Source organism: Streptomyces cinnabarinus (assembly GCF_027270315.1).
Taxonomy (GTDB): Bacteria; Actinomycetota; Actinomycetes; order Streptomycetales; family Streptomycetaceae; genus Streptomyces; species Streptomyces cinnabarinus.
In genome coordinates this window covers 8,316,907-8,341,179 of the sequence record NZ_CP114413.1, presented here as the reverse complement: position 1 = coordinate 8,341,179, position 24,273 = coordinate 8,316,907, and the positions used below count along the sequence as shown (strand labels likewise).

The window sequence follows — 24,273 nt, the reverse complement described above, 5'->3', positions numbered from 1 at the left end:
CACGGGTGTGCGGGGGTACGCGGCCACGCTAGGAGCGGCCCGGGTGATCGCACAGAGGCGGAAGTGACAGCTTCCGACGGATTCCCGCCAACCGGGCTGTGCTGGGCCTCTGTGCCGGGCAAGGGCTGGACCTGCTGTCATGCCGTCGGCGGGAACCCGCCTATCGTGGCCCTCATGCACACCGTGGCGATCCTGGTCCTCGACGACGTGGTGCCGTTCGACATGGCGGCGCCCATGCAGGTGTTCGACTGGACGCGGCTGCCGGACGGCCGTCCCGCCTACCGGGTCCGCCTGTGCGCCGAGACCCCGCAGGTGCGCGCGGACTGCGGCTTCGCCCTGCGGGTGGACCGCGGCCTGGAGGCGCTGGCGGAGGCGGACACGATCATCGTGCCGGGCCGCGCCGAGGGCGCCCCGCCGCCCTCCGAGCCGGTCCTGGCCGCGCTGCGCCGGGCCGCCGAGGCCGGTACCCGGATCGCGTCGGTGTGCGTGGGCGCGTTCGTGCTGGCGGAGGCCGGACTGCTGGACGGGCTGCGCGCCACCACCCACTGGGTGGCCGCCGATCTGCTGGCCCGCGGCTATCCACGGGTGGAGGTGCAGCCGGACGTGCTCTACGTCGACAACGGGCAGATCCTCACCTCCGCCGGGGCCGCCGCCGCCCTGGACATGTGCCTGCACATGATCCGCCGCGACCACGGCTCGGCCGTCGCGGCCGACGCCGCGCGGATGTCCGTGATGCCGCTCGAACGCGAGGGCGGACAGGCCCAGTTCATCGTGCACCAGCACCCGCCCGTACCCCGGGGCTCCACCCTCGAGCCGCTGCTGGACTGGGTCGAGGACCATCTGTCCGAGGAGATCACCCTCGCGGCGCTGGCATCGCGCTCGGGGATGAGCGAGCGCACCTTCAGCCGCCGGTTCCGCGAGCAGACCGGCACCACGCCCTTGCAGTGGCTGCTGCGGGCGCGGGTGCGACGGGCCCAGTACCTGCTGGAGAACAGCGACCACTCCGTCGAACGGATCGCCGGACAGTCCGGTTTCGGCTCGGCCACCGCGTTCCGGGAGCGGTTCCGCAAGGTCGTGGGCACCACGCCGTACGCCTATCGCGCGGCCTTCCGCACAAGGACCGCGGACGTCTGACAGCAGTTCGAAGGTACCGGGCGATAAATCACCCGCGTCCCCCGGCGCCGCTCGCCGTTGGACAGGGCGCATCCCCCATCGCACGGACGGTGTACGCCCATGAACTGCTCCAGCCGCTTCCTCGCCACCCTCTACATCGCCACCAGCGCCGGGCTCGCCTGGACCGCGGTCCTCGAGTACTGGTACGGCCCGATGTGGGCCGCGTGTCTGTTCGCGGCCGCCAGCATCGTCCCGGTCATCGGGGTGGTGCGCGAGAGCGTCATCGGCGACCAGCGCCGGGCCCTGGCCGATCGGGCCCGGCGGGCGGCGGTGCCCGGCCCGTCCGGCGCCGGGCCGGACCTGGACGCCGCCGAGGACATCGTGCGCGCCGAACTCGACGGCGCCTGCTGCGAACGCTGGTGGACCAGCCTCGGCTGCGACCACGACCGCGGCTGCCCGCACCGCATCCCCCGCAGCAGCGCGGCCTGACGGCCCGCCGGGGCGGAAACGGTCCGTCAGGCGACCTGGCCGCTGTGCAGCGCGGTGTAGGCGCCGCCGCGGTGCAGGAGCTCCTCGTGGGTGCCGGTCTCCTCGATACGGCCGTCGGCCATGACCACGATGCGGTCGGCGCCGCGCACGGTGGACAGGCGGTGCGCCACGACGAACGTGGTGCGCCCGCGCATCAGCCGGGCGAGCGCCTGCTGGACCAGCGCCTCGGAGCGGGTGTCCAGCGCCGAGGTCGCCTCGTCCAGGATCAGCACCCTGGGATCCCGGATCAGGGCCCGGGCGATGGCCAGGCGCTGGCGCTGGCCGCCGGACAGGCGGGCGCCGCGCTCCCCCACCAAGGTGTCCAGACCCTGCGGCAGCCGGTCGACGAACTCCAGCGCGTTGGCGTCCCGCAGGGCCGCGCGCACGCTCTCCTCGTCGGCGTCGTCCATGCCGTAGGCGACGTTCTCGCGGACCGTGCCGTCGAACAGGATCGACTCCTGGGGGACGACCGAGACGAAGCGCCGGTAGGTGCGCAGGTCGAGGGTGCTCATGTCGGTGCCGTCGAGGAGGATGCGGCCGGTGGTCGGGCGGATGAAGCCGATGACCAGGTTCAGCACGGTGGACTTGCCCGCGCCGGAGGCGCCGACCAGGGCGACGGTCTCGCCCGGCGCGACCGCCAGGGAGAAGTCCCGGACCGCGGCCCGGCCGTCGTCGTCGTAGGCGTGCGCGACGCCCTCGAAGGCGACGGCGCCGCGCAGTGCGGTGAGTTCGGCCTTGCCCTCGTTGTCCTCCAGCTCGGGCGCCTGGAGCACCTCGCCGACGGAGCGGACCGACTCCAGGCCCTTGGTGATGACGGGCGCGAGGCCCGCGAGGGTGGTCGTGGAGTTGGTGAGGGTGGTGAGGAAAGCGCTGAGCATGACGACGTCGCCGGGGGTGACGCCCCAGACGCCGTAGTACGAGATCAGGGCCGCGCCGGCGAGGACCAGCACGCCGACCACGTTGAGGACCACCCAGGACAGCGAGCCGAACCGGCCGTTGACGAGGTCCAGGCGCATCCCGGAGGTCAGCAGGCGGTGCAGGGTGCCGTCCATCCGGCGCAGGGCCTTGCCCTCCAGACCGTGGGCGCGGGTGACCGGGATGAGCCGGGTCATCTCGGTGACGCGGGAGGAGAGGGTCTCCACTTCGTGGCGGAAGTGTTCGTTGTGAGTGCGCAGCCGGGCCCGGAGGCGGGCGACTACGAGCGCGGCGGCGGGCACCACGACGAGGAAGACGGGCAGGAACTCCGGTGTGCGGAAGCCGATGATCACCAGGCCGCCGATGAGCACGGTGGTCGCGCCGAGCCCCATCTCGGCGGTCTGCTGCACCATCTGCTCGACCGTCTCCACATCGCGTACGACCTTGGCCTGGAGCACTCCGGCGCTGACCCGGGAGTGGTAGCCGATGGAGAGCTGCTGCATCCGGGTGCAGAGCGCGGAGCGCAGGGCGGTGCCCATGCGGCGGACGCTGCCGTAGAGGAGGCGTACGTAGAGCACGTGCAGGGGGTAGTTGACCAGCAGGATGAACATGATCAGGCCGGTGCTGAGCCAGAGCCGGCTGACCGGGTGATGGGCCACCACGGTGTCGATGATCTCCGCGGTGATCAGCGGCAGCAGCCAGACCGGGCTGTGCTTGACGGTGAACACGCCGACCGCCGCGACGAGTTGACGCCGGTCGGCGCGGAGCAGGTAGGCGAGGGTGCGGACGGGGTGCTCGCCCCGATAGCGGTGGTCGAGCGGTCTTTCCAGCGGCGAGGCCACGGGCGGGGGTCCTTCCCAGGGTTCGGAGTGAGCGGGGCAAGCGCTTTCATGGGCAAGCGCTTACTCTCCATCCCGCGCGTGACTACACCGCGTCCAGCGTGGCGATCTCCTTGGCCGTGAGCGTGAGTTCGGCCGCGGCGACCGAGTCGCGGATCGTCTCCGGGCGGCTGGAGCCGGGGATCGGGACGACGACCGGCGACTTGGCGAGCATCCAGGCCAGGCAGACGCGCTGCGGGCTCACTCCGTGGGCCTCGGCGACGGCGGCGAAGGGGGCGTAGGCGGAGCCCAGTTCGCGGGCCCGGGAGATACCGCCGAGAGGGCTCCAGGGCAGGAAGGCGATGCCGAGTTCGGCGCACAGGCGCAGTTCCGGCTCGCTGGAGCCGAAGGCCGGGGAGAACTGGTTCTGCACGGAGACCAGCCGGCCGCCGAGGATGTCGTCGGCCTGCCGGATCTGACCGGGGTCGGCGTTGGAGATGCCCGCCATCCGGATCTTGCCCTCGTCGAGCAGCTCCCGGATCGCGCCGACTGAGTCCGCGTACGGCACGCGCGGGTCGGGGCGGTGGAACTGGTAGAGCCCGATGGCCTCCACGCCCAGCCGTCGCAGGGACGCCTCGCAGGCCCGCTTGAGGTGTTCGGGGCTGCCGTCGCGGGTCCAGCTGCCGTCGCCGGGGCGCAGATGGCCGCCCTTGGTGGCGACCAGGACGTCGGCGCCCCGGTCATGGGTGGCGAGGGCCTTGGCGATGAGGGTCTCGTTGTGGCCGACCTCGTGGGCGTGCAGGTGGTAGGCGTCCGCGGTGTCGATCAGGGTGACACCGGCGTCCAGCGCCGCGTGCACGGTGGCGAGGGCGCGGGCCTCGTCGGGGCGGCCCTCGATGGACAGGGGCATTCCGCCCAGTCCGATGGCGCTGACGTCGATGTCACCGATGCGGCGGGTGTGCATGGGCTCGTGACCTCTTCCGGCTCTCACGCGGGATGCGACTCGGGGTCGCTCCAGCCTGACGGCGGCTGGGGCAGAGGTCCAATAGAGGATGGAGAACGCATTCATCGGTGGCGGCACTGAATCCGGCCCGCGGCGCCTGGGCGGGCGCCGCGGGCCGGATGACGTTCCGTCAGCCCTTCGACAGGTACTCCTTCACTCCGGGCGCCTCGTGCGCCTCCTCCACGTTCACCATGGCGCCGACGGCCTTGGCGTCGGGCTTGAGCACATAGGTGGACGTGCTGGCGGGCTCGGCCACGTCGGAGAAGTTCTGCGGGCTGCCGAGCCCGGCGTCCGCGTTGCTCTGCATCCGGTGCGCGGTGACCACGTCCTGGCGGGCCAGGCTGCCGTCCTCACAGGCCTTCGTCAGGCTGACGCCCATGAGCCGGGCGGCGTTGTAGCCGGAGAGCACACCGGAGTCGACCAGGGCGCCCGGGTACTTCTTCTGGTAGGCGGCGACCATCTTCTTCACCCCGGGCACGTCCGAGCTGACGGCCGGGATCGCGCTGACCACGCTCAGCATGGCCTCCAGGGCGGCCGCCGCGGGCGTCTTCATCAACTGCGGCGCGTAGCCAGGGGCGTTGCTGACGACCGGCACCTTCAGCCCGCGCGAGGCGGCGACGCCGACCAGCGAGGCCGTCTGGGCGGGTCCGGCGCTGATCAGGATGGCCTTCACGCCTTCCTTGTTCAGTGCCGAGACCTGGGCGGACAGATCGGTGTCGGTGGCCTTGATCTTCTGGCCGACGACCTTCAGACCGGCCTTCTTCGCGGCCCATTCGGAGCCTTGGAGGGCATTGGCGCCGTAGTCGCCCTCGAAGTAGACGTGGCCGATGGTGTCGCCCTTCTTGATCCCCTTGGTGCGGGTGAGGTAGTCGACGGCGGCGATCATGTCGATGTCGTAGGTGGTGCCGAGCACCTGCACGGAGTTCTTGCCGAGCAGGGAGGCGGCCCAGGCCTGCGGGAAGGTGAGCACCTGGTCGCGCTCGATGTCGTCGAGCAGGGCGGCGACCACCGGCGAGCCGATGACCTGGGGCATGGCGACCACGTCGGGGGCGATGTCGGCGTAGGCGGTGACCGCCTTCTGGACGTCGTAGCCGTGGTCCTTGACGACGATCTCGACCTTGCGGCCGCAGATCCCGCCCTTGGCGTTGGTCTCGTCGGCCCACATCTGCTGGGCCTGCACGATGGACTTGCCGAGGGTGGCGTAGGGGCCGGTCAGGTCGGTGAGGGCACCGAGCTTGATGGCCTTGTCGGTGACGCCGGGCCCGCCCTTGACGCCGTCGGCGCCGTCGGCGGCGCTGTCGCTGTCCGCCTTGGAGCTGCATCCGGTGCCCGCGAGGAGCAGGGCTGTCAGGGCGGCGGCCAGGACCGTCCTGGTGCGGTGCGTGGGGTGGTTCACGGTGTCGGCTCCTTGGCTCGTACGGCTGAGGCGGTGGGCTGGGTCGGGGTCGCGGGGTCCGCGTCCTTGTCCTTGGTGGCGGTCCGGCGGCTGTGGATCCGGGCGCGGGTGCGCCTGAGGAGTCCGTGCAGTCCGTCGGGGGCGAAGAGCAGGATCAGCACGATCGCCGCTCCGTAGAGGTAGCGGGCCGCCTCGGTGGGGCCGACCACTCCGTCGGTGGTGCCGGGGGTGGCCACGAGGGGCAGCTGGTCGGCGTAGCGGGTCATCAGCAGGGGCAGCGCGGTGACGAAGACGGCGCCCGCGGTGGCTCCGGCGACCGAGCCGAGTCCGCCGATGACGATCATGGCGAGGTAGTCGACCGAGAGGGCCAGGGCGAAGTAGTCCGGTACCACGCGGCGGAAGGCGAGGGCGAGCATCACCCCGGCCAGGCCCGCGTACATCGAGGAGACCACGAACGCCGCCGAGCGGTAGCGGGCGACGTGCACGCCCATCACCGAGGCCGCGGTCTCGCTGTCGCGCAGCGCCACCAGGGCCCGGCCGGGGCGTCCGCGCAGCAGGCCGCGGGCGGTGAACCAGGTCAGCGCGAACAGCGCCATGCCGAGGTACCACAGGCGTTCCTCGGCGCCGAACGGCACGCCGAGCAGGGTCAGTTCGGGGTCGGCGGCGGTGAAGGAGAAGCCGCCGAGCTCCAGCGGGGGCACCGAGCGGCCGTTGAAGCCGCCGGTGACCGAGTCCGCGGTGAGCAGGACGTGGTGGCCGAGGAAGACCAGGGCGAGTGTGGCGACGCCGAGGTAGATGCCGCGCACCCGGCCCGCGACGGGGCTGAACAGTCCGCCCGCGGCCCCGGCGAGCAGCACCGCGAGGACGAGGGCGACGGCGGGCGGCAGTCCGGGACCGGGCTCTCCGGCGAGCCAGACGTAGCCGTAGGCGCCGACGGCGAGGAAGAAGGCGTGGCCGAGGGAGAGTTGGCCCGCCGTTCCGGAGAGCAGTCCGAGGCCCACGGCGCCGACGGCGGCGGCCATGGAGAACAGGCCGATGCGCAGCCAGAAGGCGTCGAGGTAGAAGGGCATCGCGCACAGGACGACGACGAGAAGGACGGTAGCGGCGCGGTAGCGGCGCAGCAGATCAGACACGAGCCGCTCCCTTCGCGCCGAACAGCCCGTTGGGCCGGACGAGAAGGACGAGGACCATCACGGCGTACGGCGCGACATCGCCGAACCCTTCGCCGAGGACGTGCAGTTCGGACTGGTATCCGGCGACCAGGGCCTCGGTCAGTCCGATCAGCATGCTGCCGGCGAGGGCGCCTGGCGGTGAGGCCATGCCGCCGAGGATGGCGGCGGGGAAGGCCTTCAGGGCGATCTGTCCGGTCGTACGCTCAAGTCCCGGGGCGGGGAAGGCGGCGAGGAAGACCGCGGCCAGCGCGGCGAGTCCGCCGGCCAGGCACCAGGCGAGGGTACGCATCCGCACCAGCCGTACGCCCATCAGCGCCGCGGCTTCCAGGTCCTCGGCCGAGGCGCGCAGCGCCAGGCCCCAGTTGGTGTACCGGAAGAGGGCGAAGACGGCGCCGATGACGACGCTGGAGACCACGATCGCGGCGAGGCGGCTGTCGGCGACGGTGATGGGGCCGAGGCCGCTGACCGAGTCGCCCCAGGGGTCGCCGAGCGAGAGGAGGTCGCCGCCGATGCGCCGGGAGAGGTCAGTGAGCAGGACGATGTCGACGCCGATGGTGACGATGGTCTGCACATGGGCGGCCTGGGGATCCTGTTCGCCGGCCTGGAGCAGGAAGCGGTCCATCAGCCCGGCCACGGCCGCGGTGGCGAGGACGGCCACCGCGAGGGCGCCCGCGAAGCCGAGGTCCTCGTGGAGCACGGCGGTGAGGTAGCCGCCGAGCAGGAGCAGGGAGCCGTGGGCGAAGTTGATGACGCCGGAGGCCTTGAAGATGATGACGAAGCCGAGGGCGACCAGGGCGTAGACCGAGCCGAGGGCCAGGCCGTTGAGGATGTTGTCGAGGAAGCCGGTCATGCCGCGTCCTCCCCGGTGGTCTCGGTGGCCTCGGTGCCGAGGTAGGCGCGCAGCACCTCGGGGTCGCTGCGGACCTCGTCGGGGGTGCCGTGGGCGATGACCCGGCCGAAGTCGAGCACGGTGACCTCGTCGGCGAGCCGCATGACCAGGCCCATGTCGTGTTCCACCAGCACCACGGAGAGGCCGAGTTCGGCGCGGACGGTGCGGATGGTGTCGGCGGTGCGGGCCCGTTCGGCCGCGTTCATGCCGGCCACCGGTTCGTCGAGCAGTAGCACTGTTGGCTCCAGACAGAGGGCGCGGGCGAACTCCACGCGTTTGCGGTCGCCGTAGGACAGCAGTGCGACCGGGGAGTCGAAGTGCGGTCCGAGGCCGGTGAGTTCGGCGATCTCGCGGGCCTTGGCCAGGTGTTCGCGCTGTTCGCGCACCGCGCTCGGCAGGCGCAGCGCGCTGGCGGCGAAACCGGCGCGGGACAGGATGTGGCGGCCGAGCATCAGGTTGTCGCCGACCGTGCCTTCGGTGGTGACGATGTTCTGGAAGGTGCGGGCGATACCGAGGGCGGCGATGCGGTGCGGGGCGAGGCTGGTGAGGTCGGTGTCGCCGAGGCGGACGGTGCCGGACGCCGGGCGGTACAGGCCCGAAAGGACGTTGAAGCAGGTGGACTTGCCCGCGCCGTTGGGTCCGATGAGGGCGTGCACGGACCCTGGGACGACCGTGAAGGACACGCTGTCCAGGGCGGTGAGCCCGGCGAACCGGACGGTGACGTCCCGTACGTCGAGGACGGGCGGCGTGGTGGTGCGGTCGTTCACGCGGCCCCCTGACCGTCGGCGGTCTCGCCCAGGTACAGCCGCCGTACGGCGTCCGTGCGGGCGAGTTCGTCGGCCGCCCCGGAGAGCCGGATCTCGCCGACCTCCAGGACGTAGGCGCTGTCCGCGAGGGAGAGCGCCATGCCGGCGTTCTGTTCGACCAGGAGCACGGCGGTGCCCTGGGTGTTGATCTCCTTCACGACGTCGGCGATCCGGGCCACCATCTGCGGGGCGAGTCCGAGGGAGGGCTCGTCGAGCAGGAGCAGCCGCGGGGCGGCCATCAGCGCGCGGCCGATGGCGAGCATCTGCTGCTCGCCGCCGGAGAGCAGACCGGCGGCCTGAGTCGTGCGCTCGGCGAGCCGGGGGAAGAGGGCGAAGACCCGGTCACGGGCCTCACGCACCTGGGCGGGGGCGCGGCGGCCGAGCCCCAGCCCTCCGGTGCGCAGGTTCTCGTCGACCGTGAGCCCGGCGAACACCCGCCTGCCCTCCGGGACTTGCACGACCCCGGCGCGTACCGCGGCAACCGGGTCGCGGCCGTCGAGTTCCGTGGCGCCGTAACGGATACGGCCCGCGGTGACCGCGCCGCGGTGCAGGCGCAGGGTGCCCGACACGGCCCGCAGCAGCGTCGTCTTGCCCGCACCATTGGCACCGAGCAGGGCGACGACGCCACCGTGCGGAACGGTCAGCGACACGGAACGCAGGGCGGACAGGGCCCGGCCATAGGTCACGTCGATCTCCTCGACATGCAGGGCCGGTTCCTCGTCCGGTGGTGCTTCGGGCATCACATCTCCTCGGGTCCGGGCCGGACGGGCACGGACGCGTTCGGGGAAGGGGAGCTCACGACAGCACGCGCGCGGGCAGGCGGAACAGGGCTGGGGCCGGGGTCGCTGCGTGGTCCCAACGGCGGTGGGCCGGGGTTGTGCGGGTGCCCAGGCTGGGGGTGGTCTGCGGATTCCGGGCCGGGAAGCGGGGAAGGCACGGGCGGTCGGGCGCCTGGACGCCGGCCACTCCCCCGAACGGCTCAGTGGGGGTGCGTCCGGGGAAGCGGGGCTCCGTTACGGATGTGACCGTCGTGGAAGGGATGTGCGCGCAGACAGATCCGAGGAACCAGGAGGCGGAATGCCCAGGGGCCTGACCGAGGGCGATACGGCGGGCGCTGTCCCCGTGGATGGCGAGGACCTGCCGGTGGTCCCCTCCCGATGCGGATTCGAGCAGCTCAGTGCCCTCGCCGACGCCGTTCTGTACGAGGGCTACCTTCTCTACCCATACCGTCGGTCCTCGGCCAAGAACCGCGTCAGATGGCAGTTCGGGGTGCTCTTCCCCCGCGACTGGGTGGAGGCGTCCGGCCCCGTCGTCCCGGGCGTGTCCGGCTCCGCTGACTCCTGGTACCAGCAGACCGAGTGTCTGCTGCGCCTCCGCCGTCCCAGTGCTGTCGTACGGGTGAAGGTGCGCTACCTCCAGATGCAGCACAAGCAGGTGGAGGAGGCCGCCCCGGACGGCGGCCACCATGCCGTCGCGTCGCTGCGGACGGACTCCGGCGCGGCGTACCTGACCTTCGACGAGGCGGTACCGCGCGAGGCCGAGGTCGCCGTCCGCCTGGACGACCTCCTCCAGGGTGAACGTACGGTCCCGGTCGGCGCGGAGGCCGGCACGGACATCGAGCCATTGCCCGGACGGGTCGGACGGGTGGTGCGCCGACGCGATGCGGTACGCGCGCACACCACGCTCGTGGTCGAGCGGCTCCATGACGACGTCTGCCGGATCCGGGTACGCACCGCGAACACCGGGCTGGCGCCCGATGCGCGGCTGCCTCGCGACGAGGCCCTGCGCGGTGCCCTGATCGCCACGCACACTCTCTTCGACGGGGACGGCGTGGACTTCGTCTCGCTGATCGATCCCCCCGCGCCACTGCTCGAACACGCTCGCGCCTGCCGGAACGCGTTCACCTTCCCCGTCCTCGGCGGACAAGCCCCGGCCGAAGGGTCCGACGTCGACGGCACCGGACACCTCCTGCTCTCCGCACCGATCATCCTTCCCGACCATCCCCAGGTGGCGCCGGAGAGCCCGGGCGATCTGCATGATGCCGCGGAGATCGACGAGATCCTCACACTGCGCACGATGCTGCTGACGGACGAGGAGAAGCGGGAGGCACGCGCCACCGACCCACGGGCCGCCGCCATCCTCGACCGGGTCGACACGATGCCCCCGGAAGTCTTCGCCCGTCTGCACGGAGCCGTCCGCTCGCTGAAGCCGGCCACCCCCGCCGCCGAGCGGCCGACCTGGTGGCAGGAGGGCGCCGACTCCGGACTGTCCCCGACCACCGACACCCTGCTCGTCGACGGCGTGTCCGTCGGCGCGGGCAGCCGCGTACGGCTCCGCCCTCGTGGCCGGGGCGCCGACGCCCAGGACATGTTCCTGGTCGGCCGAACCGCCCAGGTCGCCGCCGTGCTCCACGACGTGGACGGCAGCACGCACCTCGCCGTCACGCTCGACGACGACCCCGCAGCCGAACTGCACACCTGGTACGGCCGCTTCCACTACTTCCGCCCCGACGAACTCGAGCCGCTCACGTCCGCCGACGCAGCGGCCCCCGGCGCGCCGCGGACCGACTCCCCCACCCCCCACAGCGGAGACCGATGACATGACTACGCACAGTGGCACCACCGACGTCGGCGGCGAGCCCAGTCGTGGCGAGGACCGGCAGGGCTTCGACGAGATCCACATCCTCTGGATCTCCGAGGGCATGAGCTGCGACGGCGACACCGTCTCCCTCACCGCCGCCGACCAGCCCTCCATCGAGGACCTGGTGCTCGGTCTGATCCCGGGCCTGCCGAAGGTCAACCTGGTCAACAAGGTGCTCTCGCCGAGCCTGGGCGGCGAGGACTTCCTCGCACCGTACCGGGCTGCGGCACGCGGGGACCTGGCCCCGTTCATCCTGGTCATCGAGGGCTCGATCCCCAACCAGAACATCATCGAGGGCGACGGCTACTGGACGTCCTTCGGCAACGACCCGGAGACCGGCGAGCCGCAGACCCTGAACTCGTGGATCGACCAACTGGCCCCCAAGGCCTGGGCCGTGGTGGCGGCGGGCACCTGCGCCACCTTCGGCGGAATCCACGCGATGGCCGGGAATCCGACCGGATGCATGGGCCTCGCGGACTATCTGGGCTGGGACTTCAGGTCACAGGGCGGTTTGCCCGTAGTGAACGTGCCGGGCTGCCCGATCCAGCCCGAGAACTTCATGGAGACCCTGATCTGGGTCCTCCACCATGCGGCCGGGTCCGCTCCCCCACCCCCGCTGGACCACATGCTGCGGCCACAGTGGCTGTTCGGGAAGACAGTCCACGAGGGCTGCGACCGCGGCTCGTACTACGAGCAGGCCGGCTTCGCCCGTGACTACAACTCCCCCAAGTGCCTGGTCAAGACGGGCTGTTGGGGTCCGGTCGTCAACTGCAACGTACCCAAGCGGGGCTGGATGGCCGGGATCGGCGGCTGTCCGAACGTCGGCGGCATCTGCATCGGCTGCACGATGCCCGGCTTCCCCGACGCGTTCATGCCGTTCATGGACGAGCCCCCCGGCGGCACGCTGTCGTCGCTCGCCATCAAGCCGTACGGCGCCGTCATCCGCCGACTGCGCGGCGTCACGAACGAGTTGGTCAACCACGAACCCCGTTGGCGCCACAACAAGCGGAAGCTGACCAGCGGCTACAACCCGCGCTGGCGTCCCTGAACCCGCGCCACACACACCGACCACGACCTTGACGAACACCAGCAGCGAGGGGCACCAACAGCGATGACCACAACCGAGGCCCGGCCCACGGGACGCAAACCGCCGCAGATCGTGGACATGTCCTGGGATCCGATCACTCGGATCATCGGAAACCTGGGCATCTACACGAAGATCGACTTCGCCAACCGGGAAGTCGTGGAGTGCCACAGCACCTCCTCGCTCTTCCGCGGCTACTCGGTGTTCATGAAGGGCAAGGATCCGCGGGACGCGGGCTTCATCACGTCCCGCATCTGCGGGATCTGCGGCGACAACCACACCACCTGCTCCGACTACGCCCAGCAGATGGCCTACGGCGTCAAACCGCCCCGGCTGGCCGAGCACATCGTCAACCTCGGCGAGGCAGCCGAATACATGTTCGACCACACGATCTTCCAGGACAACCTGGTGTTCGTGGACTTCTGCGAGGCGATGGTCAAGGCCACCAATCCTGGTGTGCTGGCCCGCGCCGAACGCACCGACGCGCCCCGCGGGGACATCCACGGCTACCGCACGATCGCCGACATCATGAAGGCCTTCAACCCCTTCGAGGGCGAGGTCTACAAGGAGGCGCTGAAGGTCAGCCGGGTCACCCGCGAGATGTTCTGCCTGATGGAGGGACGCCATGTGCACCCCTCCACGCTCTACCCCGGCGGCGTCGGCACACTGCCGCAGCCGACGGTGTTCACCGACTACCTCAGCCGGCTCATGCGGGTCATCGACTTCGTCAAGAAGGCCGTCGCCATGAACGACGATGTCTTCGATTTCTTCTACGAGGCGCTGCCCGGCTACGAGGAGGTCGGCCGCCGCCGCGTTCTGCTGGGCTGCTGGGGCGCCTTCCAGGACCCCGACGTCGTGGACTACCGCTACGAGAACATGAACCACTGGGGCAAGGCGATGTACGTCACCCCGGGCATCATCGTCGACGGCGAACTGGTCACCAACAACCTCGTCGACATCAATCTCGGTCTGCGCATCATGCTGGGGAGCTCCTACTACGAGGACTGGGTCAACGAGCAGCCCTTCGTCACCCACGACCCCCTCGGCAATCCGGTCGACATGCGCCACCCGTGGAACCAGACGACGGTCCCGGTGCCGCAGAAGCGTGACTTCGATGACAAGTACAGCTGGGTGATGAGCCCCCGCTGGTACGACGGACGCACCGGGGAGCATCTTGCCCTGGACACCGGCGGCGGCCCGCTGGCCCGGCTGTGGTCCACCGCGCTGAGCGGCCTGGTCGACACCCCCTATGTCAAGGCCACCGGCAACAGCGTGCGCATCTCGCTGCCCAAGGGCGAGTCGTTGCCGGAGACGACCCTGGAATGGCGCATCCCGAAGTGGAGCAACACCATCGAACGGGATCGCGCCCGGCCGTACTTCGTCGCGTACGCGGCCGCCATGGCCCTTCAGTTCCTCGAAGAGGCGATGGGCATGGTGCGGGCCGGCGACACGAAGGTGTTCGAGAACTTCGAGGTGCCCGACGAGGCGATCGGCTGCGGCTTCCACGAGGCGGTGCGCGGTGTCCTCTCCCACCACCTGGTGATCAAGGACAAGAAGATCGCCAACTATCACCCGTACCCGCCCACCCCCTGGAACGCCAGCCCCCGTGACAAGTTCGGCACCCCCGGCCCGTACGAGGACGCCGTCCAGGGGCAGCCCATCTTCGAGGAGAACGGGCCGGACGACTTCAAGGGCGTCGACATCATGCGCACCGTGCGCAGCTTCGACCCCTGTCTGCCGTGCGGAGTGCACATGTACGTCGGAAAGGGCAAGACACTGACCACCCTGCACTCGCCGACGTACGGGGCCAACCATGGCTGAGCCCGAGGCCGCGGCCGAGCGGCTGGCCGACCCGGACGTGGAGGCCCGCCTGGCCCGGCTCGACGAGCTGCTGGAAGGGCTCGACGCGGCGCCCGGCCCGGCCACCCGCTCCGCCGTCGAAGCGGTCGGGCTCCTGACCGAGGTCTACGGCGAGGCGCTGGCCCGGGTCATGGACCAGGCCGACGGGCCGCTGGCCGAACGCCTCGCCGACGACGAGTTGCTGGGCCATCTGCTGGTGCTGCACTCCCTCCACCCGGAGCCCGTCGAGCGCCGGGCGGCCCGCGCGGTCGAGAGGTTGCGGCCCGCGGTGCGCGAACGCGGCGGCGACGTGGAGTGGGCGGGCGTGGAGGCGGGCGTGGGCCGGGTCCGGCTGACGGCGGGCAGCGGTTGCGGCTCCGGGTGCGGTACGGGGGCCGGCGACGTCACCGCCGCGGTCCGGGAGGCGGTGCTCGCCGTCGCGCCGGAGCTCACGGCGGTGGAGCCGGTGGAGGTCACGCCCCCCGCGTTCGTACCGCTGACCACGCTCACCCACCGGGGCGCACCATGACCACTCAGGGTGCCCTGGCCCGCCTCATCCGCTCCTCGGCCCGCCGCACGGCGAGCGCCGAGGCGGAGCGGTGCGACCTGTGCGCCGCGCCGGTTCCCGACGAGCACGCCCACCTGTACGACCTCTCCGAGGAGCAGGTCGCCTGTGCCTGTGGCGCCTGTTCGGTGCTGTTCGCAGACGGCAGCGCGGGGGACGGCCGCTACCGGCTCGTCCCCCGCAGGCGGATCCGGCTCCCCAAGGTGGACACTGAGGTCCTGGGCGTGCCCGTCGGCCTGGTGTTCTTCGTGCCCCGTGCCGACGGCACGGTCACGGCGGAGGGCCCGAGCCCTGCCGGTGCCATGCGTTGGGAGGTGGACGCGACTGCCTGGCGACGCCTGGTCGCAGCCCGGCCGGAGCTTGCCTCCCTGCAGCCGGACGTGGAGGCGCTGCTGGTGAACACCGTGCACGGCCTCGACCACCACTGGATCGTGCCGGTCGACGACTGCTTCCGGATGGTCGCCCTCGTCCGCCGGGAATGGCGGGGCCTGTCCGGTGGCGGCCGGGTCTGGCCGGCCGTCGAGCGGTTCTTCGCGGATCTCACCGAGCGGCCATGACCGCCGCACCCCGCGGCGCGGCGGCGAGAGGAAGAAAGGACCACCTCATGGGCAGCATCAGGGTCGGCCGACCCGCCACCAAGCCCGACGCGACCGGGCACGTGCCCGGCATGCACCAGGGCAACCGGGGTCCGTACACACACCAGACCGGGCATCACGCGGACGGCACCGCAGACGCGCGCCGCTCCACCGGGATCCATTGGAAGCGGCACGACGCCCTGCTCGACGTCATGCCGAACATCCCCCCGGGATGACGATCGACAGGGAGTTTCCGCAATGAAGGTCCAACAAGCAGATACCGGGAGAGCCACGGCGTCAGGACACCGGGTGCTGATGGCCGAGGCCGTCCTGGTGGGCGCGGTGGTGCTGGCCTTCCTGGTCAGTGAGTTCCCGAGCCTGCGCCGCGAAGTGCGGATCTGGCGGATGGCAGGCGGGCTTCGTGCGCGCCGCCGCTACCCGTGATCCGGTCGTGCACGAGCTCTCGATCGCGACCGCGATCATCGAGCAGGCCGACGAGCGCGCCCGGGCGGACGGCACGAAGGCCGTCTCGGCGGTCACCGTCCGGGTCGGCGAGCTGGCCGGTGTCGTCCCCGACGCGCTGAGCTTCGCCTTCGAGGTGGCCCGCGACGGCACCGCCCTCGCCGCGGCCCGGCTCGTGGTGGAGCAGGTCCCCGCTCATGCCTACTGCGGCCCGTGCGCCGAGGAGTTCCCCGTGGGCATGCCGCCGTTCTTCTGGTGCCCACGCTGCGATCAGCCCTCCACCGAGTTGCGCAGCGGCCGGGAGTTGGAGATCACCGGAGTCCACTGACGGACCGGGCCCCGCCACGGCAACGTGCCGTGGCGGGGCCCGGTCCGTGCGGGTCAGCAGATACGCGGCAGTTGCTCACCCAGCGGCAGGTCCACCACCCGGGTCCCGCCGAGGCCGGTCGCGACCACGACCATGCCGGGATGCTCGGCGACGCACTCCCCGATCAGGGTGGCGCCGACGCCCTGAGGGTGGGCGCGCATCGCGGCGAGGACCTCCTCCGCCGCCGATGGCGGTACGAAGGCGACCAGCCGCCCCTCGTTGGCCACGTAGAGGGGATCGAGGCCCAGGAACCCGCAGGCGTTCGCGACCGCGTCCGGCACCGGGATCGCGCGCTCCCGCAGCCGGACACCCGTGCCCGAGGCACGGGCGATCTCGTTCAGGGACGCGGCCAGTCCACCGCGGGTGGGATCGCGCAGCACATGGATGTCAGGGGTGACCGCCAGCATCGCCGCCACCAGGCCGGCCAGCGGCGCGGTGTCGCTGGCGATCTCGACGCCGAACTCCAGTCCCTCCCGCACGCTCATGACGGCAACCCCGTGCAGGCCGATCGGGCCGCTGACGATGACGGCGTCACCGGGCCGGGCGCGCTGGGGCCGGATGTCCACCCCGTCGGGAACGAGCCCCACCCCGGAGGTGGTGACATAGACGCCGTCGCCGTGCCCGGACTCCACGACCTTGGTGTCGCCCGTGGCCACGACGACTCCCGCCGCCTCGGCCGCCGCGCCCATGGCGCGCGCGATCCCTTCGACGACGCTCAGCTGCACGCCCTCCTCCAGTACGAAGGCGGCGGAAAGGAAGGCGGGCCGGGCACCGCTCATCGCCAAGTCGTTCACGGTGCCGTTGACCGCGAGGTCGCCCAGGCTGCCGCCGGGAAAGAACAGCGGCCGGACCACATAGGCGTCGGTGGAGAACGCCAGCCGGGCCCCGCCCAGTTCGAGGACGGCGGAGTCGGCCAGCGCGGCGAGCGTGGCGTTGCCGTAGGCGGGGGCGAACACCTGCTCCATCAGCTCGGCGGACAGGGCACCGCCTCCGCCGTGCCCCATCACCACCAGCGGCTGGTCGCGCAGCGGGGCGGGACAGGTCCAGTCGGCGGGGTCGACCGTCGGTTCGACGAGTTCAGACAACGGGGTTCATCTCCTCGCGGACGGCCTGGGCGGTCTGCGCTGTCGGGCCGTTCATCCGGCGGTAGAGGTAATAGGCCGCGCAGGCGCCCTCGCTGGAGACCATGGTCGCGCCGAGCGGGGAACGCGGGGTGCAGGTGGTACCGAACGCGGCGCACTCGGTCGGCTTGATCAGCCCTTGGAGCACCTCGCCGCTGCGGCACTCGGCGGGCTCCTCGGTCCGCATGCCGGTGACGTCGAAGCGATGCTCGGCGTCGTAGGCGCGGAACGCCTCGGTCAGCCGCCAGCCACTGTGCGGGATGGGCCCGATGCCGCGCCAGTTCCGGTCGGTGATCTCGAACACCTCCTCGATCATGCGTACGGCGGCCGGGTTGCCCTCCTCACGTACGGCTCGTGGGTACGCGTTCTCCACCCGGTGCTCACCGCGCTCCAGCTGACGTACCGCCCGGCGGATGCCCTCAAGAATGTCCAGCGGTTCAAAGCCGGTGACCACGAGCGGTACCCGGAACCGGTCGGCGAGCCGCGGATACTCGGCCGTGCCCATCACGCTGCACACATGCCCGGCGGCCAGGAATCCCTGCACCCGGCAGGCGGGGGCCGTCATGATGGCCTCGATCGCGGGTGGAACCCGCACATGGGACACCAGCAGGCTGAAGTTGGTCAGGCCCAGGCGACGGGCCTGGTGCACGGCCATGGCGTTGGCCGGGGCTGTGGTCTCGAAGCCGATGGCGAAGAAGACCACCTCCCGGTCCGGGTTGCGGCGGGCCAGCTCCAGGGCGTCGAGCGGCGAGTACACCACGCGTACGTCGCCGCCCTCGCCCCTGATCCGGAACAGGTCGCGGTCGGTGCCCGGGACGCGGAGCATGTCACCGAAGGAGCAGAAGATCACGCCGGGGCGTGCGGCGATCTCCAGTGCCTTGTCGATGACGTCCAGCGGGGTGACGCAGACGGGGCAGCCGGGGCCATGGATCAACTCGACCTGCTCGGGCAGCAGTTGGTCGATGCCGTGCCGGATGATGGAGTGGGTCTGCCCGCCGCACACCTCCATCAGGGCCCAGGGGCGGGTGGCGGTGGCGCGGATCTCGTCCAGCAGCAGCCGCGCCAGTTCGGGGTCGTTGAACTCGTCGATGTACTTCACCGGGCCTCACTCTCTCGGGGTTCCTCGCCCACCGCGGCGACTCCCGCGTCCCGGGCCGCCTGTTCCCAGGCGTCGCCGAACTCCTCCTCCAGCAACCCCAGTTCCTCGAAGAGCTTCAGGGAGGCCAGCGCCGACTCCTCGTCCAGGCGCTGGAGCGCGAATCCGACGTGCACGATGACGTACTCACCGACCCGCACGTCGGAGACGTACTCCAGGCAGGCTTCCTTGCGCACGCCGCCGAAATCGATCGTTCCGGTGAGCGGATCGGATCCGGTGTCGATGGACACGACCTTGCCGGGCACTGCCAAACACATGGTCACTCCGTTCGTCGTTCGTGGGCCGCGACCGCCAACTGGCCGAGGGCCAACCCGCCGTCGTTCGGCGGGACTTCGCCGTGCCTGAGCACCGCGAAGCCGTCGTCGGCCAACAGCGTCGTGCACTCCAGCTCCAGCAGCGCGTTGGCGAAGACGCCGCCGCTCAGGGCGACGACCGTGAGCCCGGTGGCCCCGCGTGCGCGTCGGCAGATCTCCAGCACAGCGCGCGCGACGCCCCGGTGGAAGCGGGCGGCGATCACCGTCGCAGGGGTGCCGCTGCGCAGGTCGGCGACGATCGAGCCGAGCAGCGGCGCCGGATCACAGCCCCGGGGGCCGACGCCGAAGGCGTACGCCGCGCTGTCGCCGCCCCAGGCCGAGGCCGCCGCGGCCTCCAGCTCCAGGGCGGCCTGGGCCTCGTATCCCGCGCGGTGGCACACCCCAGCCAGGGACGCGACGGCATCGAAGAGCCGGCCCATGCTGGAGGTCGGCACGCAGGCCACGTGGCGAGTCAGCTGCCTTTTCAGGATGGCCAGTTCATCGGGTGCGCAAGCAGTGACGCTGGGCAGGGCCGGGTCCCATGGCAGGCCGGCGGCCCACAGCCGGGCCAGCGCCAGACGGCAGGGGTTGGCGACGCCCGCGTCGCCGCCGGGGAGCGGGGCCGGGGTCAGGTGGCTGAAGCGCCGGTGGCCGAGGTAGTCGGCGAGCAGGAACTCGCCGCCCCAGACGGTGCCGTCGTCACCGTAACCGGTGCCGTCGAACGCGACGCCGATCACGGGGGTGGTGCCGTCGAGGCCGTGCTCGGCCATCGTGGAGGCGAGGTGCGCGTGATGGTGCTGGACCAGGACGGGGCTCGGTTCGGGCAGCCCCGAGGCCCGTCGGCGGGCCCACCGTGACGAGTGGTAGCCCGGGTGCCGGTCGGCGACGACGCGTTCGGGGCTCACCCCGGTCAGGGCCCGCAGGTGGGACTCCGCCCGCCGCGCGGCCTCCAGGGTCGTCAGCTCCCCCATGTCTCCGATGTGGGGGCCGAACCAGGCCTGGTCGCCCTCGCCGAGGCACAGCGCGTTCTTCAGGTCGCCGCCCACCGCGAGAGTGGGGCGCACCGAGAACGGCAGGCGCAGCGGCCTGGGCACATAGCCGCGGGAGCGGCGCAGCACCTGCTGGGTGCCGTCGGGGCGCACCCGCAGCAGTGAGTCGTCGCACGGCGCGGCGATGGGGCGGTCGTGGGCGAGCCAGGCGTCGGCCAGTCCCGCCAGCCGGGTCAGTGCCTCCTCGTCGTCGGTGACGATCGGTTCCCCGGAGCGGTTGCCGCTCGTCATGACCAGCACGCGCGGGCCCGGAGGATCGCCGGGCAGTCCGAACAGCAGGGTGTGCACGGGCGTGTAGGGCAGCATCACGCCAAGGTGCGGGCTGCCCGGGCAGACGCCGGGGGCGAGGTTCGAGGTGCGCGGCCGGAGCAGGACGATCGGGCGCCGGGGCCCGGTGAGGGCGGCGCGCTCGGCGTCGGAGATCTCGGCGAGCCGCTCCGCGGCGGCGAGGTCCGCGCACATCACCGCGAAAGGCTTGCCGCCTCGGGCCTTACGGGTGCGCAGTGCGTCTACGGCCCGTGGGTTGTCGGCGTCGCAGGCCAGGTGGTAGCCGCCGAGGCCTTTCACCGCGACGATCCGGCCGGCGGCCAGCAGCGCCCGGGCCGCCGCCGTCGCGTCGGCGCCACGGGCGGGGCGGATGCCGCTGCCGGGTGCGGGCACCAGACGCAGCCGGGGTCCGCAGTCGGGGCAGGCCACGGGCTGGGCGTGGAACCGCCGGTCACCGGGATCGCCGTACTCCCGGGCACAGGCGGGACACAGAGGGAAGCCGGTCATCGTGGTGGCCGCCCGGTCGTACGGCATCCCGGTGGCGATGGTGAACCGGGGTCCGCAGTGGGTGCAGGTGACGAAGGGGTGGCGGTGCCGGCGGTCGCCCGGATCGGCCAGCTCACGCAGGCAGTCGGCACAGGTGGCGGTGTCCGGCGGCAGCTGGGTGCGGCCCGGGGACTGCTCGGTGGTGCGGATGGTGAAGGCGTCGTCGGCGCCCGTGGCGGGTACGTCCTCGACGCCGAGGCCGGTGACGGCGGCCAGCGGCGGCGGCTCGGCGGCCAGCAGGTCGCAGAACCGGCCCACGTCCTCCGGTGTGCCCTCCACCTCGATGAGCACGCCGTACGCGGTGTTGCCGACGAATCCGGACAGCATCAGGTCGCAGGCCAGCCGGTGCACGTACGGGCGGAAGCCCACGCCCTGCACGGTGCCGTGCACGACGACGCGGCGGCGTACCGCCGGGGTGGTGGGCGCTGTCACGAGAGATGTCCGGCCGGGAGGCCGGAGTCCTCGTGCACGTGGCCGTGCGGATGCGGCGCGAGGGGCGGACGGTGCACCGGGGCCCCGTCCCGTACGGCGAGCACCCGCTCCAGGACGGTGTCGACACCGTCGCCGGTGCGCGCGCAGGACCGTACGATCTCCACCCCGGGGTTGACCTGCCGCACATGGGCGTCGAAGGCCGTGGCGTCGAAGTCGGCGGGTTCGGCCAGATCCGTCTTGGTGAGCACCACCAGATGGGCGGAGCCGAAGGCGGTGGGGTACTTGAGCGGCTTGTCCGCGCCCTCGGTCACCGCCATGAGCACGATCCGCAAGGTCTCGCCGAGGTCGTAGGAGGCCGGGCAGACCAGGTTGCCGACGTTCTCCACGAAGAGCACCGCGGTGTCCGGTGGCAGCCAGTTCTCCACATGCCCGCCCAGCTGCCGGGCCTCCAGATGGCACAGGCCGTCGGTCAGCAGTTGCTTGACCGGTGCCCCGGAGCGGGCGAGTCGGCGGGCGTCGTTCTCCGTCGCCAGGTCGGCGGTCAGCGCGGCCACCGGGATGCCCCGCTCCACCGCACGCGCCAGCAAGCCGACGAGCAGTTCCGTCTTGCCGCTGCCCGGGCTGGACAGCAGATTGACCACGCTCACCCGGCGCCGGGCCAGGTCGGCGCGCAGGCGCGCGGCCAGGCCGTCGTTCTTCGCCAGGACGGCCTGGGCGGCGTGGGTGACGTCCTCGGACTCGCACATGGGCGCAGCTCCTCACGACGGACTCGAATGAACCGGGACAGGAACGGCGTCCCGGTCATCGATCCTCGACGTCGCGGGCCGGCCGAGCGGCGAGCCCTGCCGCGGACGGGTTCGGGGATTCCTCCGGGCGGCTCAACCGGGGGCTGGACATGGGATCCGCGAGCAGCTCGGGGACCAAGGCGTGCAGGGCGTCCACAGCCCGCTCGACCGCGTCCGCCACGGGTGCGCTGATGCCGGGGAGGATGTCCTCGTCGCCGCGTGGGCGTACCTGGGGTTCGCAGGCCAGCACGAGGACGCGGGGCAGCGGTCCGTCGCCGAGATGGGCGGCCAGGGCGAGCACCTTGGCGGGGTCCATGCCGTGGGCCTCGGGCGGGGCCGTGGCGCGGGGGCCGCCGGGGAGTTCCGGCTCGATCAGGGACAGCGTGCCGGGCGGGTGGCCCCGTTCGGCCGCGTCGACCAGGACGGTGACGTCGTAGCCGTCCAGGAGTTCGTAGGCAAGGTCCAGGCCGCGGATGCCGAAGTCCCGCGCCCGCACCTCGGCCCGCAGGGGGCGCCGCTCCAGGGCGCGCAGGACCTCGGGGCCGAAGGCGTCGTCCGCGAGGAAGATGTTGCCGACGCCCGCCACCAGCAGCCGCGTACCGGAGCGGGTCATCGCGCCTCCCCGCTCAGTGGCCGGTCGGATCCGCCGGGCTGTTTTCTGACGAAGGCCGACCGCAGGGCGTGGTACGGCGCCCGGGCGTCGAAGAAGACGGCACGCATCCGGGCGAGTTCGGCCCGCCGGTAGTCCGCGAGCGGGCGTCGCGCCTCGTCGGCCCGCCGTGCCGTGGCCTTCGCGGCGATGCGCCGCGCGAGGTCCGGGTCAAGAGCGAGAGCCGTCGCCCCGCGTTCGGTCGCGGCGGCGAACTCCCCGGCCGCGACGGGCACGAGCCGGTCCACCAGACCGATGCGTGCCGCGGTGGCGGCGCTCACCGGCAGCGCCTCGCTCGTCAGCCGACGGGCCGCGTCCTCTCCGACGCGGCGCGGCAGCGTGTACGTCCAGAACTCCGAGCCGTACAGGCCCATCCTGCGGTAGTGCGGATTGAGGACGGCGCCCGTGCGGCACCACACCTCGTCGGCGGCGAGCGCGAGCATGAGGCCGCCGGCCGCCGCGTTGCCGCCGAGGGCCGCTACCACCAGCCGGTCGGTGGTGCGCAGCACCGCCTCGACCAGGTCGTCGATCGCGTGGAGATTCGCCCAGGACTCGCCGGCCGGGTCGGACGCCGCCTCGATGACGTTCAGATGGATGCCGTTGGCGAAGAAGTCGCGCGCCCCGCCGAGGACCAGTACCGAGGTGGGGCGAGTGAGCGCGTACCGGTAGGCGGCGAGGAGCCGGCCGCACTGCTCGGTGCTCATCGCCCCGCCCGGGAAGGAGAAGGTCAGGATGCCGGTGTCGCCGTGCTGCCGGTAGCGGATGTCTGTCCAGGTCCGCCGGTCGGGGGGCAGTTCGAGCGGGGCGGGGTCCTCCGGCGGTGGACTGTGCCCCGGACCGTCGGCAGCGAAGGTGGCGAGCACGTCGGCCGCCGGGCGGCGGAACGGGGCGGGGTCACCGGAGTTCTTGCGGGGGCGCAGCTCCGGGATCCACACCGCACCGTCCCGGGTGGCCCGGCAGACCGCCCCCGCGCGTGTGGCGAGCAGCTCGCCGGGCCGTCCACGCAGCCGGTCCTCGGGGTGTCCGCCGTGCAGGAACACCTCCCGGCCGAGGATCTCGTCCAGGACGCCGGGCTGCGAGTCGCCGCCGCGCAGTTTGCGCAGCACGACCTCCGTGCTGTCCGTCCCCCAGTCGATCCGCCGCCGCTCCTGCCGGAAGGCATCACGCCACACCACGCGCACCGCGGGATCGCTCTGCGGGCGCGGCTTGAACGAACCGTCGGCGCAGCGCCGTACGGCCGTGCGGACGGCCGCCGAGGCGGCGTCACCCACCTCGCTCCGGTACAGGTCGCTCTTGCCCACCGGCGGCACCGGGAACGACTCGGTCGCCCAGATGGGGCCCGCGTCCATCGCCGCCTCGGCCTGGAGCACCGTCACTCCCCAGCGCGGCGCCGCCTCGGCGATCGCCCAGTCCAGGGAGGACGGTCCGCGGTCGCCGGGCGGTCCCGGGTGGACGACGAGGCAGGTGTACTCCCGCCATACGTCCTCGGGAAGCGCCGTCCTCAGCATCGGAGCGAGGATCAGCTCCGGGCACAGCTCGCGCGCGGCGGCACGGACCGCCTCGGGGCCGTGGGAGGCGAGGACGACGTCCACGCGGTGGCCGAGGTCGGACAGTTCGGCGTACACACGCTGGGACAGGCTGTTGAACGCGCTGGCGACGAGCAAGATGTCCATGATGCCGGATGCTCGCCGGTTTCCGGAGGGCTGGAAAGAATCACCACGGCGTTTCGCCGGCCTGCGGCAGGTCTCTTCCTCCATCCGGATCGCATTCCCGGGGCGGCCACGCGTCGTGCCGCCCGTGGCG

At 72.0% G+C, this 24,273-nt stretch carries 24 protein-coding genes; 10 read left to right on the top strand and 14 right to left on the bottom strand.

Features of this window, described 5'->3' with window-relative positions; translation table 11 throughout:
• Positions 1–174: 174 nt before the first annotated feature.
• Together STRCI_RS37640 and STRCI_RS37635 are read left to right on the top strand one after the other, a co-directional pair.
• Complete coding sequence (locus STRCI_RS37640; protein ID WP_269663480.1) at positions 175–1,134, top strand: GlxA family transcriptional regulator; 960 nt, start codon at positions 175–177, stop codon at positions 1,132–1,134.
• A 99-nt stretch (positions 1,135–1,233) separates the two neighbouring features.
• Complete coding sequence (locus STRCI_RS37635; RefSeq protein WP_269663479.1) at positions 1,234–1,602, top strand: hypothetical protein; 369 nt, start codon at positions 1,234–1,236, stop codon at positions 1,600–1,602.
• 26 nt (positions 1,603–1,628) lie between these two features.
• Here STRCI_RS37635 and STRCI_RS37630 read toward each other — a convergent pair whose 3' ends face one another.
• The 7 genes from STRCI_RS37630 to STRCI_RS37600 form a co-directional block, all read right to left on the bottom strand.
• Positions 1,629–3,398: an ABC transporter ATP-binding protein gene (locus tag STRCI_RS37630; protein WP_269663478.1), complete on the bottom strand. Its 1,770-nt coding sequence runs from the start codon at positions 3,396–3,398 to the stop codon at positions 1,629–1,631.
• A gap of 82 nt (positions 3,399–3,480) precedes the next feature.
• Positions 3,481–4,338: an aldo/keto reductase gene (locus STRCI_RS37625; protein ID WP_269663477.1), complete on the bottom strand. Its 858-nt coding sequence runs from the start codon at positions 4,336–4,338 to the stop codon at positions 3,481–3,483.
• A 169-nt stretch (positions 4,339–4,507) separates the two neighbouring features.
• Positions 4,508–5,773: an ABC transporter substrate-binding protein gene (locus STRCI_RS37620; protein ID WP_269663476.1), complete on the bottom strand. Its 1,266-nt coding sequence runs from the start codon at positions 5,771–5,773 to the stop codon at positions 4,508–4,510.
• Positions 5,770–6,906: a branched-chain amino acid ABC transporter permease gene (locus STRCI_RS37615; protein WP_418953414.1), complete on the bottom strand. Its 1,137-nt coding sequence runs from the start codon at positions 6,904–6,906 to the stop codon at positions 5,770–5,772. The genes STRCI_RS37620 and STRCI_RS37615 overlap by 4 nt, the downstream gene beginning before the upstream one ends.
• Entirely contained in the window at positions 6,899–7,795 is an 897-nt protein-coding gene (locus STRCI_RS37610) for a branched-chain amino acid ABC transporter permease (protein WP_269663475.1), read from the bottom strand. The genes STRCI_RS37615 and STRCI_RS37610 overlap by 8 nt, the downstream gene beginning before the upstream one ends.
• Positions 7,792–8,601, bottom strand: coding sequence for an ABC transporter ATP-binding protein (locus tag STRCI_RS37605; RefSeq protein ID WP_269663474.1), 810 nt, complete (start codon positions 8,599–8,601; stop codon positions 7,792–7,794). Before STRCI_RS37605 ends, STRCI_RS37610 begins: the two co-directional genes overlap by 4 nt.
• Positions 8,598–9,380 (bottom strand): ABC transporter ATP-binding protein, encoded by a 783-nt coding sequence (locus STRCI_RS37600; protein WP_269663473.1) that lies wholly within the window; start codon positions 9,378–9,380, stop codon positions 8,598–8,600. Before STRCI_RS37600 ends, STRCI_RS37605 begins: the two co-directional genes overlap by 4 nt.
• A gap of 337 nt (positions 9,381–9,717) precedes the next feature.
• On the opposite strand from STRCI_RS37600, the gene STRCI_RS37595 reads away from it, so the two are divergent.
• The 8 genes from STRCI_RS37595 to hypA all read left to right on the top strand — a co-directional run bounded on the left by STRCI_RS37595 (position 9,718) and on the right by hypA (position 16,133).
• Positions 9,718–11,238 (top strand): hypothetical protein, encoded by a 1,521-nt coding sequence (locus STRCI_RS37595; RefSeq protein WP_269663472.1) that lies wholly within the window; start codon positions 9,718–9,720, stop codon positions 11,236–11,238.
• Between the two features lies 1 nt (position 11,239).
• Positions 11,240–12,328, top strand: a complete 1,089-nt coding sequence (locus STRCI_RS37590; protein ID WP_269663471.1) for an NADH-quinone oxidoreductase subunit B family protein — start codon at positions 11,240–11,242, stop codon at positions 12,326–12,328.
• A gap of 63 nt (positions 12,329–12,391) precedes the next feature.
• Entirely contained in the window at positions 12,392–14,185 is a 1,794-nt protein-coding gene (locus STRCI_RS37585; protein WP_269663470.1) for a nickel-dependent hydrogenase large subunit, read from the top strand.
• Positions 14,178–14,732: a NifU family protein gene (locus STRCI_RS37580; RefSeq protein ID WP_269663469.1), complete on the top strand. Its 555-nt coding sequence runs from the start codon at positions 14,178–14,180 to the stop codon at positions 14,730–14,732. Before STRCI_RS37585 ends, STRCI_RS37580 begins: the two co-directional genes overlap by 8 nt.
• Positions 14,729–15,325 carry a DUF5947 family protein gene (locus tag STRCI_RS37575; RefSeq protein WP_269663468.1) on the top strand — a complete coding sequence of 199 codons (597 nt, stop codon included), beginning with the start codon at positions 14,729–14,731 and terminating at the stop codon, positions 15,323–15,325. The genes STRCI_RS37580 and STRCI_RS37575 overlap by 4 nt, the downstream gene beginning before the upstream one ends.
• A 47-nt stretch (positions 15,326–15,372) precedes the next feature.
• Complete coding sequence (locus STRCI_RS37570) at positions 15,373–15,579, top strand: hypothetical protein (RefSeq protein ID WP_269663467.1); 207 nt, start codon at positions 15,373–15,375, stop codon at positions 15,577–15,579.
• A gap of 22 nt (positions 15,580–15,601) precedes the next feature.
• Positions 15,602–15,787 carry a hypothetical protein gene (locus tag STRCI_RS37565; RefSeq protein ID WP_269663466.1) on the top strand — a complete coding sequence of 62 codons (186 nt, stop codon included), beginning with the start codon at positions 15,602–15,604 and terminating at the stop codon, positions 15,785–15,787.
• A 7-nt stretch (positions 15,788–15,794) separates the two neighbouring features.
• Positions 15,795–16,133 carry a hydrogenase maturation nickel metallochaperone HypA gene (gene hypA, locus STRCI_RS37560; protein ID WP_269664746.1) on the top strand — a complete coding sequence of 113 codons (339 nt, stop codon included), beginning with the start codon at positions 15,795–15,797 and terminating at the stop codon, positions 16,131–16,133.
• A 53-nt stretch (positions 16,134–16,186) separates the two neighbouring features.
• Here hypA and hypE read toward each other — a convergent pair whose 3' ends face one another.
• The 7 genes from hypE to STRCI_RS37525 all read right to left on the bottom strand — a co-directional run bounded on the left by hypE (position 16,187) and on the right by STRCI_RS37525 (position 24,143).
• Positions 16,187–17,176, bottom strand: a complete 990-nt coding sequence (hypE, locus tag STRCI_RS37555) for a hydrogenase expression/formation protein HypE (RefSeq protein ID WP_418953481.1) — start codon at positions 17,174–17,176, stop codon at positions 16,187–16,189.
• Positions 17,177–17,249: 73 nt separating this feature from the next.
• The gene (gene hypD / locus STRCI_RS37550) at positions 17,250–18,392 is read right to left on the bottom strand and encodes a hydrogenase formation protein HypD (RefSeq protein ID WP_269663464.1); all 1,143 of its coding nucleotides are present in this window, start codon (positions 18,390–18,392) and stop codon (positions 17,250–17,252) included.
• Positions 18,389–18,706, bottom strand: a complete 318-nt coding sequence (locus STRCI_RS37545) for a HypC/HybG/HupF family hydrogenase formation chaperone (RefSeq protein ID WP_269663463.1) — start codon at positions 18,704–18,706, stop codon at positions 18,389–18,391. Before STRCI_RS37545 ends, hypD begins: the two co-directional genes overlap by 4 nt.
• A 2-nt stretch (positions 18,707–18,708) precedes the next feature.
• A complete protein-coding gene (hypF, locus tag STRCI_RS37540) occupies positions 18,709–21,036 on the bottom strand; it encodes a carbamoyltransferase HypF (RefSeq protein WP_269663462.1) in 2,328 nt (775 codons plus the stop codon).
• On the bottom strand, positions 21,033–21,782 hold the full coding sequence (hypB, locus tag STRCI_RS37535) for a hydrogenase nickel incorporation protein HypB (RefSeq protein ID WP_269663461.1): 750 nt from the start codon (positions 21,780–21,782) through the stop codon (positions 21,033–21,035). Before hypB ends, hypF begins: the two co-directional genes overlap by 4 nt.
• 55 nt (positions 21,783–21,837) lie before the next feature.
• Positions 21,838–22,434 (bottom strand): hydrogenase maturation protease, encoded by a 597-nt coding sequence (locus STRCI_RS37530; protein ID WP_269663460.1) that lies wholly within the window; start codon positions 22,432–22,434, stop codon positions 21,838–21,840.
• Positions 22,431–24,143, bottom strand: coding sequence for a hydrogenase maturation protein (locus STRCI_RS37525; protein WP_269663459.1), 1,713 nt, complete (start codon positions 24,141–24,143; stop codon positions 22,431–22,433). The genes STRCI_RS37530 and STRCI_RS37525 overlap by 4 nt, the downstream gene beginning before the upstream one ends.
• Between the last annotated feature and the right edge of the window lie 130 nt (positions 24,144–24,273).

Coding starts and splice junctions, on each gene's coding strand:
- STRCI_RS37640 (WP_269663480.1), top strand. CDS start 175: ATGCACACCGTGGCGATCCTGGTCCTCGACGACGTGGTGCCGTTCGAC.
- STRCI_RS37635 (WP_269663479.1), top strand. CDS start 1,234: ATGAACTGCTCCAGCCGCTTCCTCGCCACCCTCTACATCGCCACCAGC.
- STRCI_RS37625 (WP_269663477.1), bottom strand. CDS start 4,338: ATGCACACCCGCCGCATCGGTGACATCGACGTCAGCGCCATCGGACTG.
- STRCI_RS37610 (WP_269663475.1), bottom strand. CDS start 7,795: ATGACCGGCTTCCTCGACAACATCCTCAACGGCCTGGCCCTCGGCTCG.
- STRCI_RS37600 (WP_269663473.1), bottom strand. CDS start 9,380: ATGCCCGAAGCACCACCGGACGAGGAACCGGCCCTGCATGTCGAGGAG.
- STRCI_RS37595 (WP_269663472.1), top strand. CDS start 9,718: ATGCCCAGGGGCCTGACCGAGGGCGATACGGCGGGCGCTGTCCCCGTG.
- STRCI_RS37590 (WP_269663471.1), top strand. CDS start 11,240: ATGACTACGCACAGTGGCACCACCGACGTCGGCGGCGAGCCCAGTCGT.
- STRCI_RS37585 (WP_269663470.1), top strand. CDS start 12,392: ATGACCACAACCGAGGCCCGGCCCACGGGACGCAAACCGCCGCAGATC.
- STRCI_RS37580 (WP_269663469.1), top strand. CDS start 14,178: ATGGCTGAGCCCGAGGCCGCGGCCGAGCGGCTGGCCGACCCGGACGTG.
- STRCI_RS37575 (WP_269663468.1), top strand. CDS start 14,729: ATGACCACTCAGGGTGCCCTGGCCCGCCTCATCCGCTCCTCGGCCCGC.
- STRCI_RS37570 (WP_269663467.1), top strand. CDS start 15,373: ATGGGCAGCATCAGGGTCGGCCGACCCGCCACCAAGCCCGACGCGACC.
- STRCI_RS37565 (WP_269663466.1), top strand. CDS start 15,602: ATGAAGGTCCAACAAGCAGATACCGGGAGAGCCACGGCGTCAGGACAC.
- hypE (WP_418953481.1), bottom strand. CDS start 17,176: ATGGGGCACGGCGGAGGCGGTGCCCTGTCCGCCGAGCTGATGGAGCAG.
- STRCI_RS37545 (WP_269663463.1), bottom strand. CDS start 18,706: ATGTGTTTGGCAGTGCCCGGCAAGGTCGTGTCCATCGACACCGGATCC.
- hypB (WP_269663461.1), bottom strand. CDS start 21,782: ATGTGCGAGTCCGAGGACGTCACCCACGCCGCCCAGGCCGTCCTGGCG.
- STRCI_RS37530 (WP_269663460.1), bottom strand. CDS start 22,434: ATGACCCGCTCCGGTACGCGGCTGCTGGTGGCGGGCGTCGGCAACATC.
- STRCI_RS37525 (WP_269663459.1), bottom strand. CDS start 24,143: ATGGACATCTTGCTCGTCGCCAGCGCGTTCAACAGCCTGTCCCAGCGT.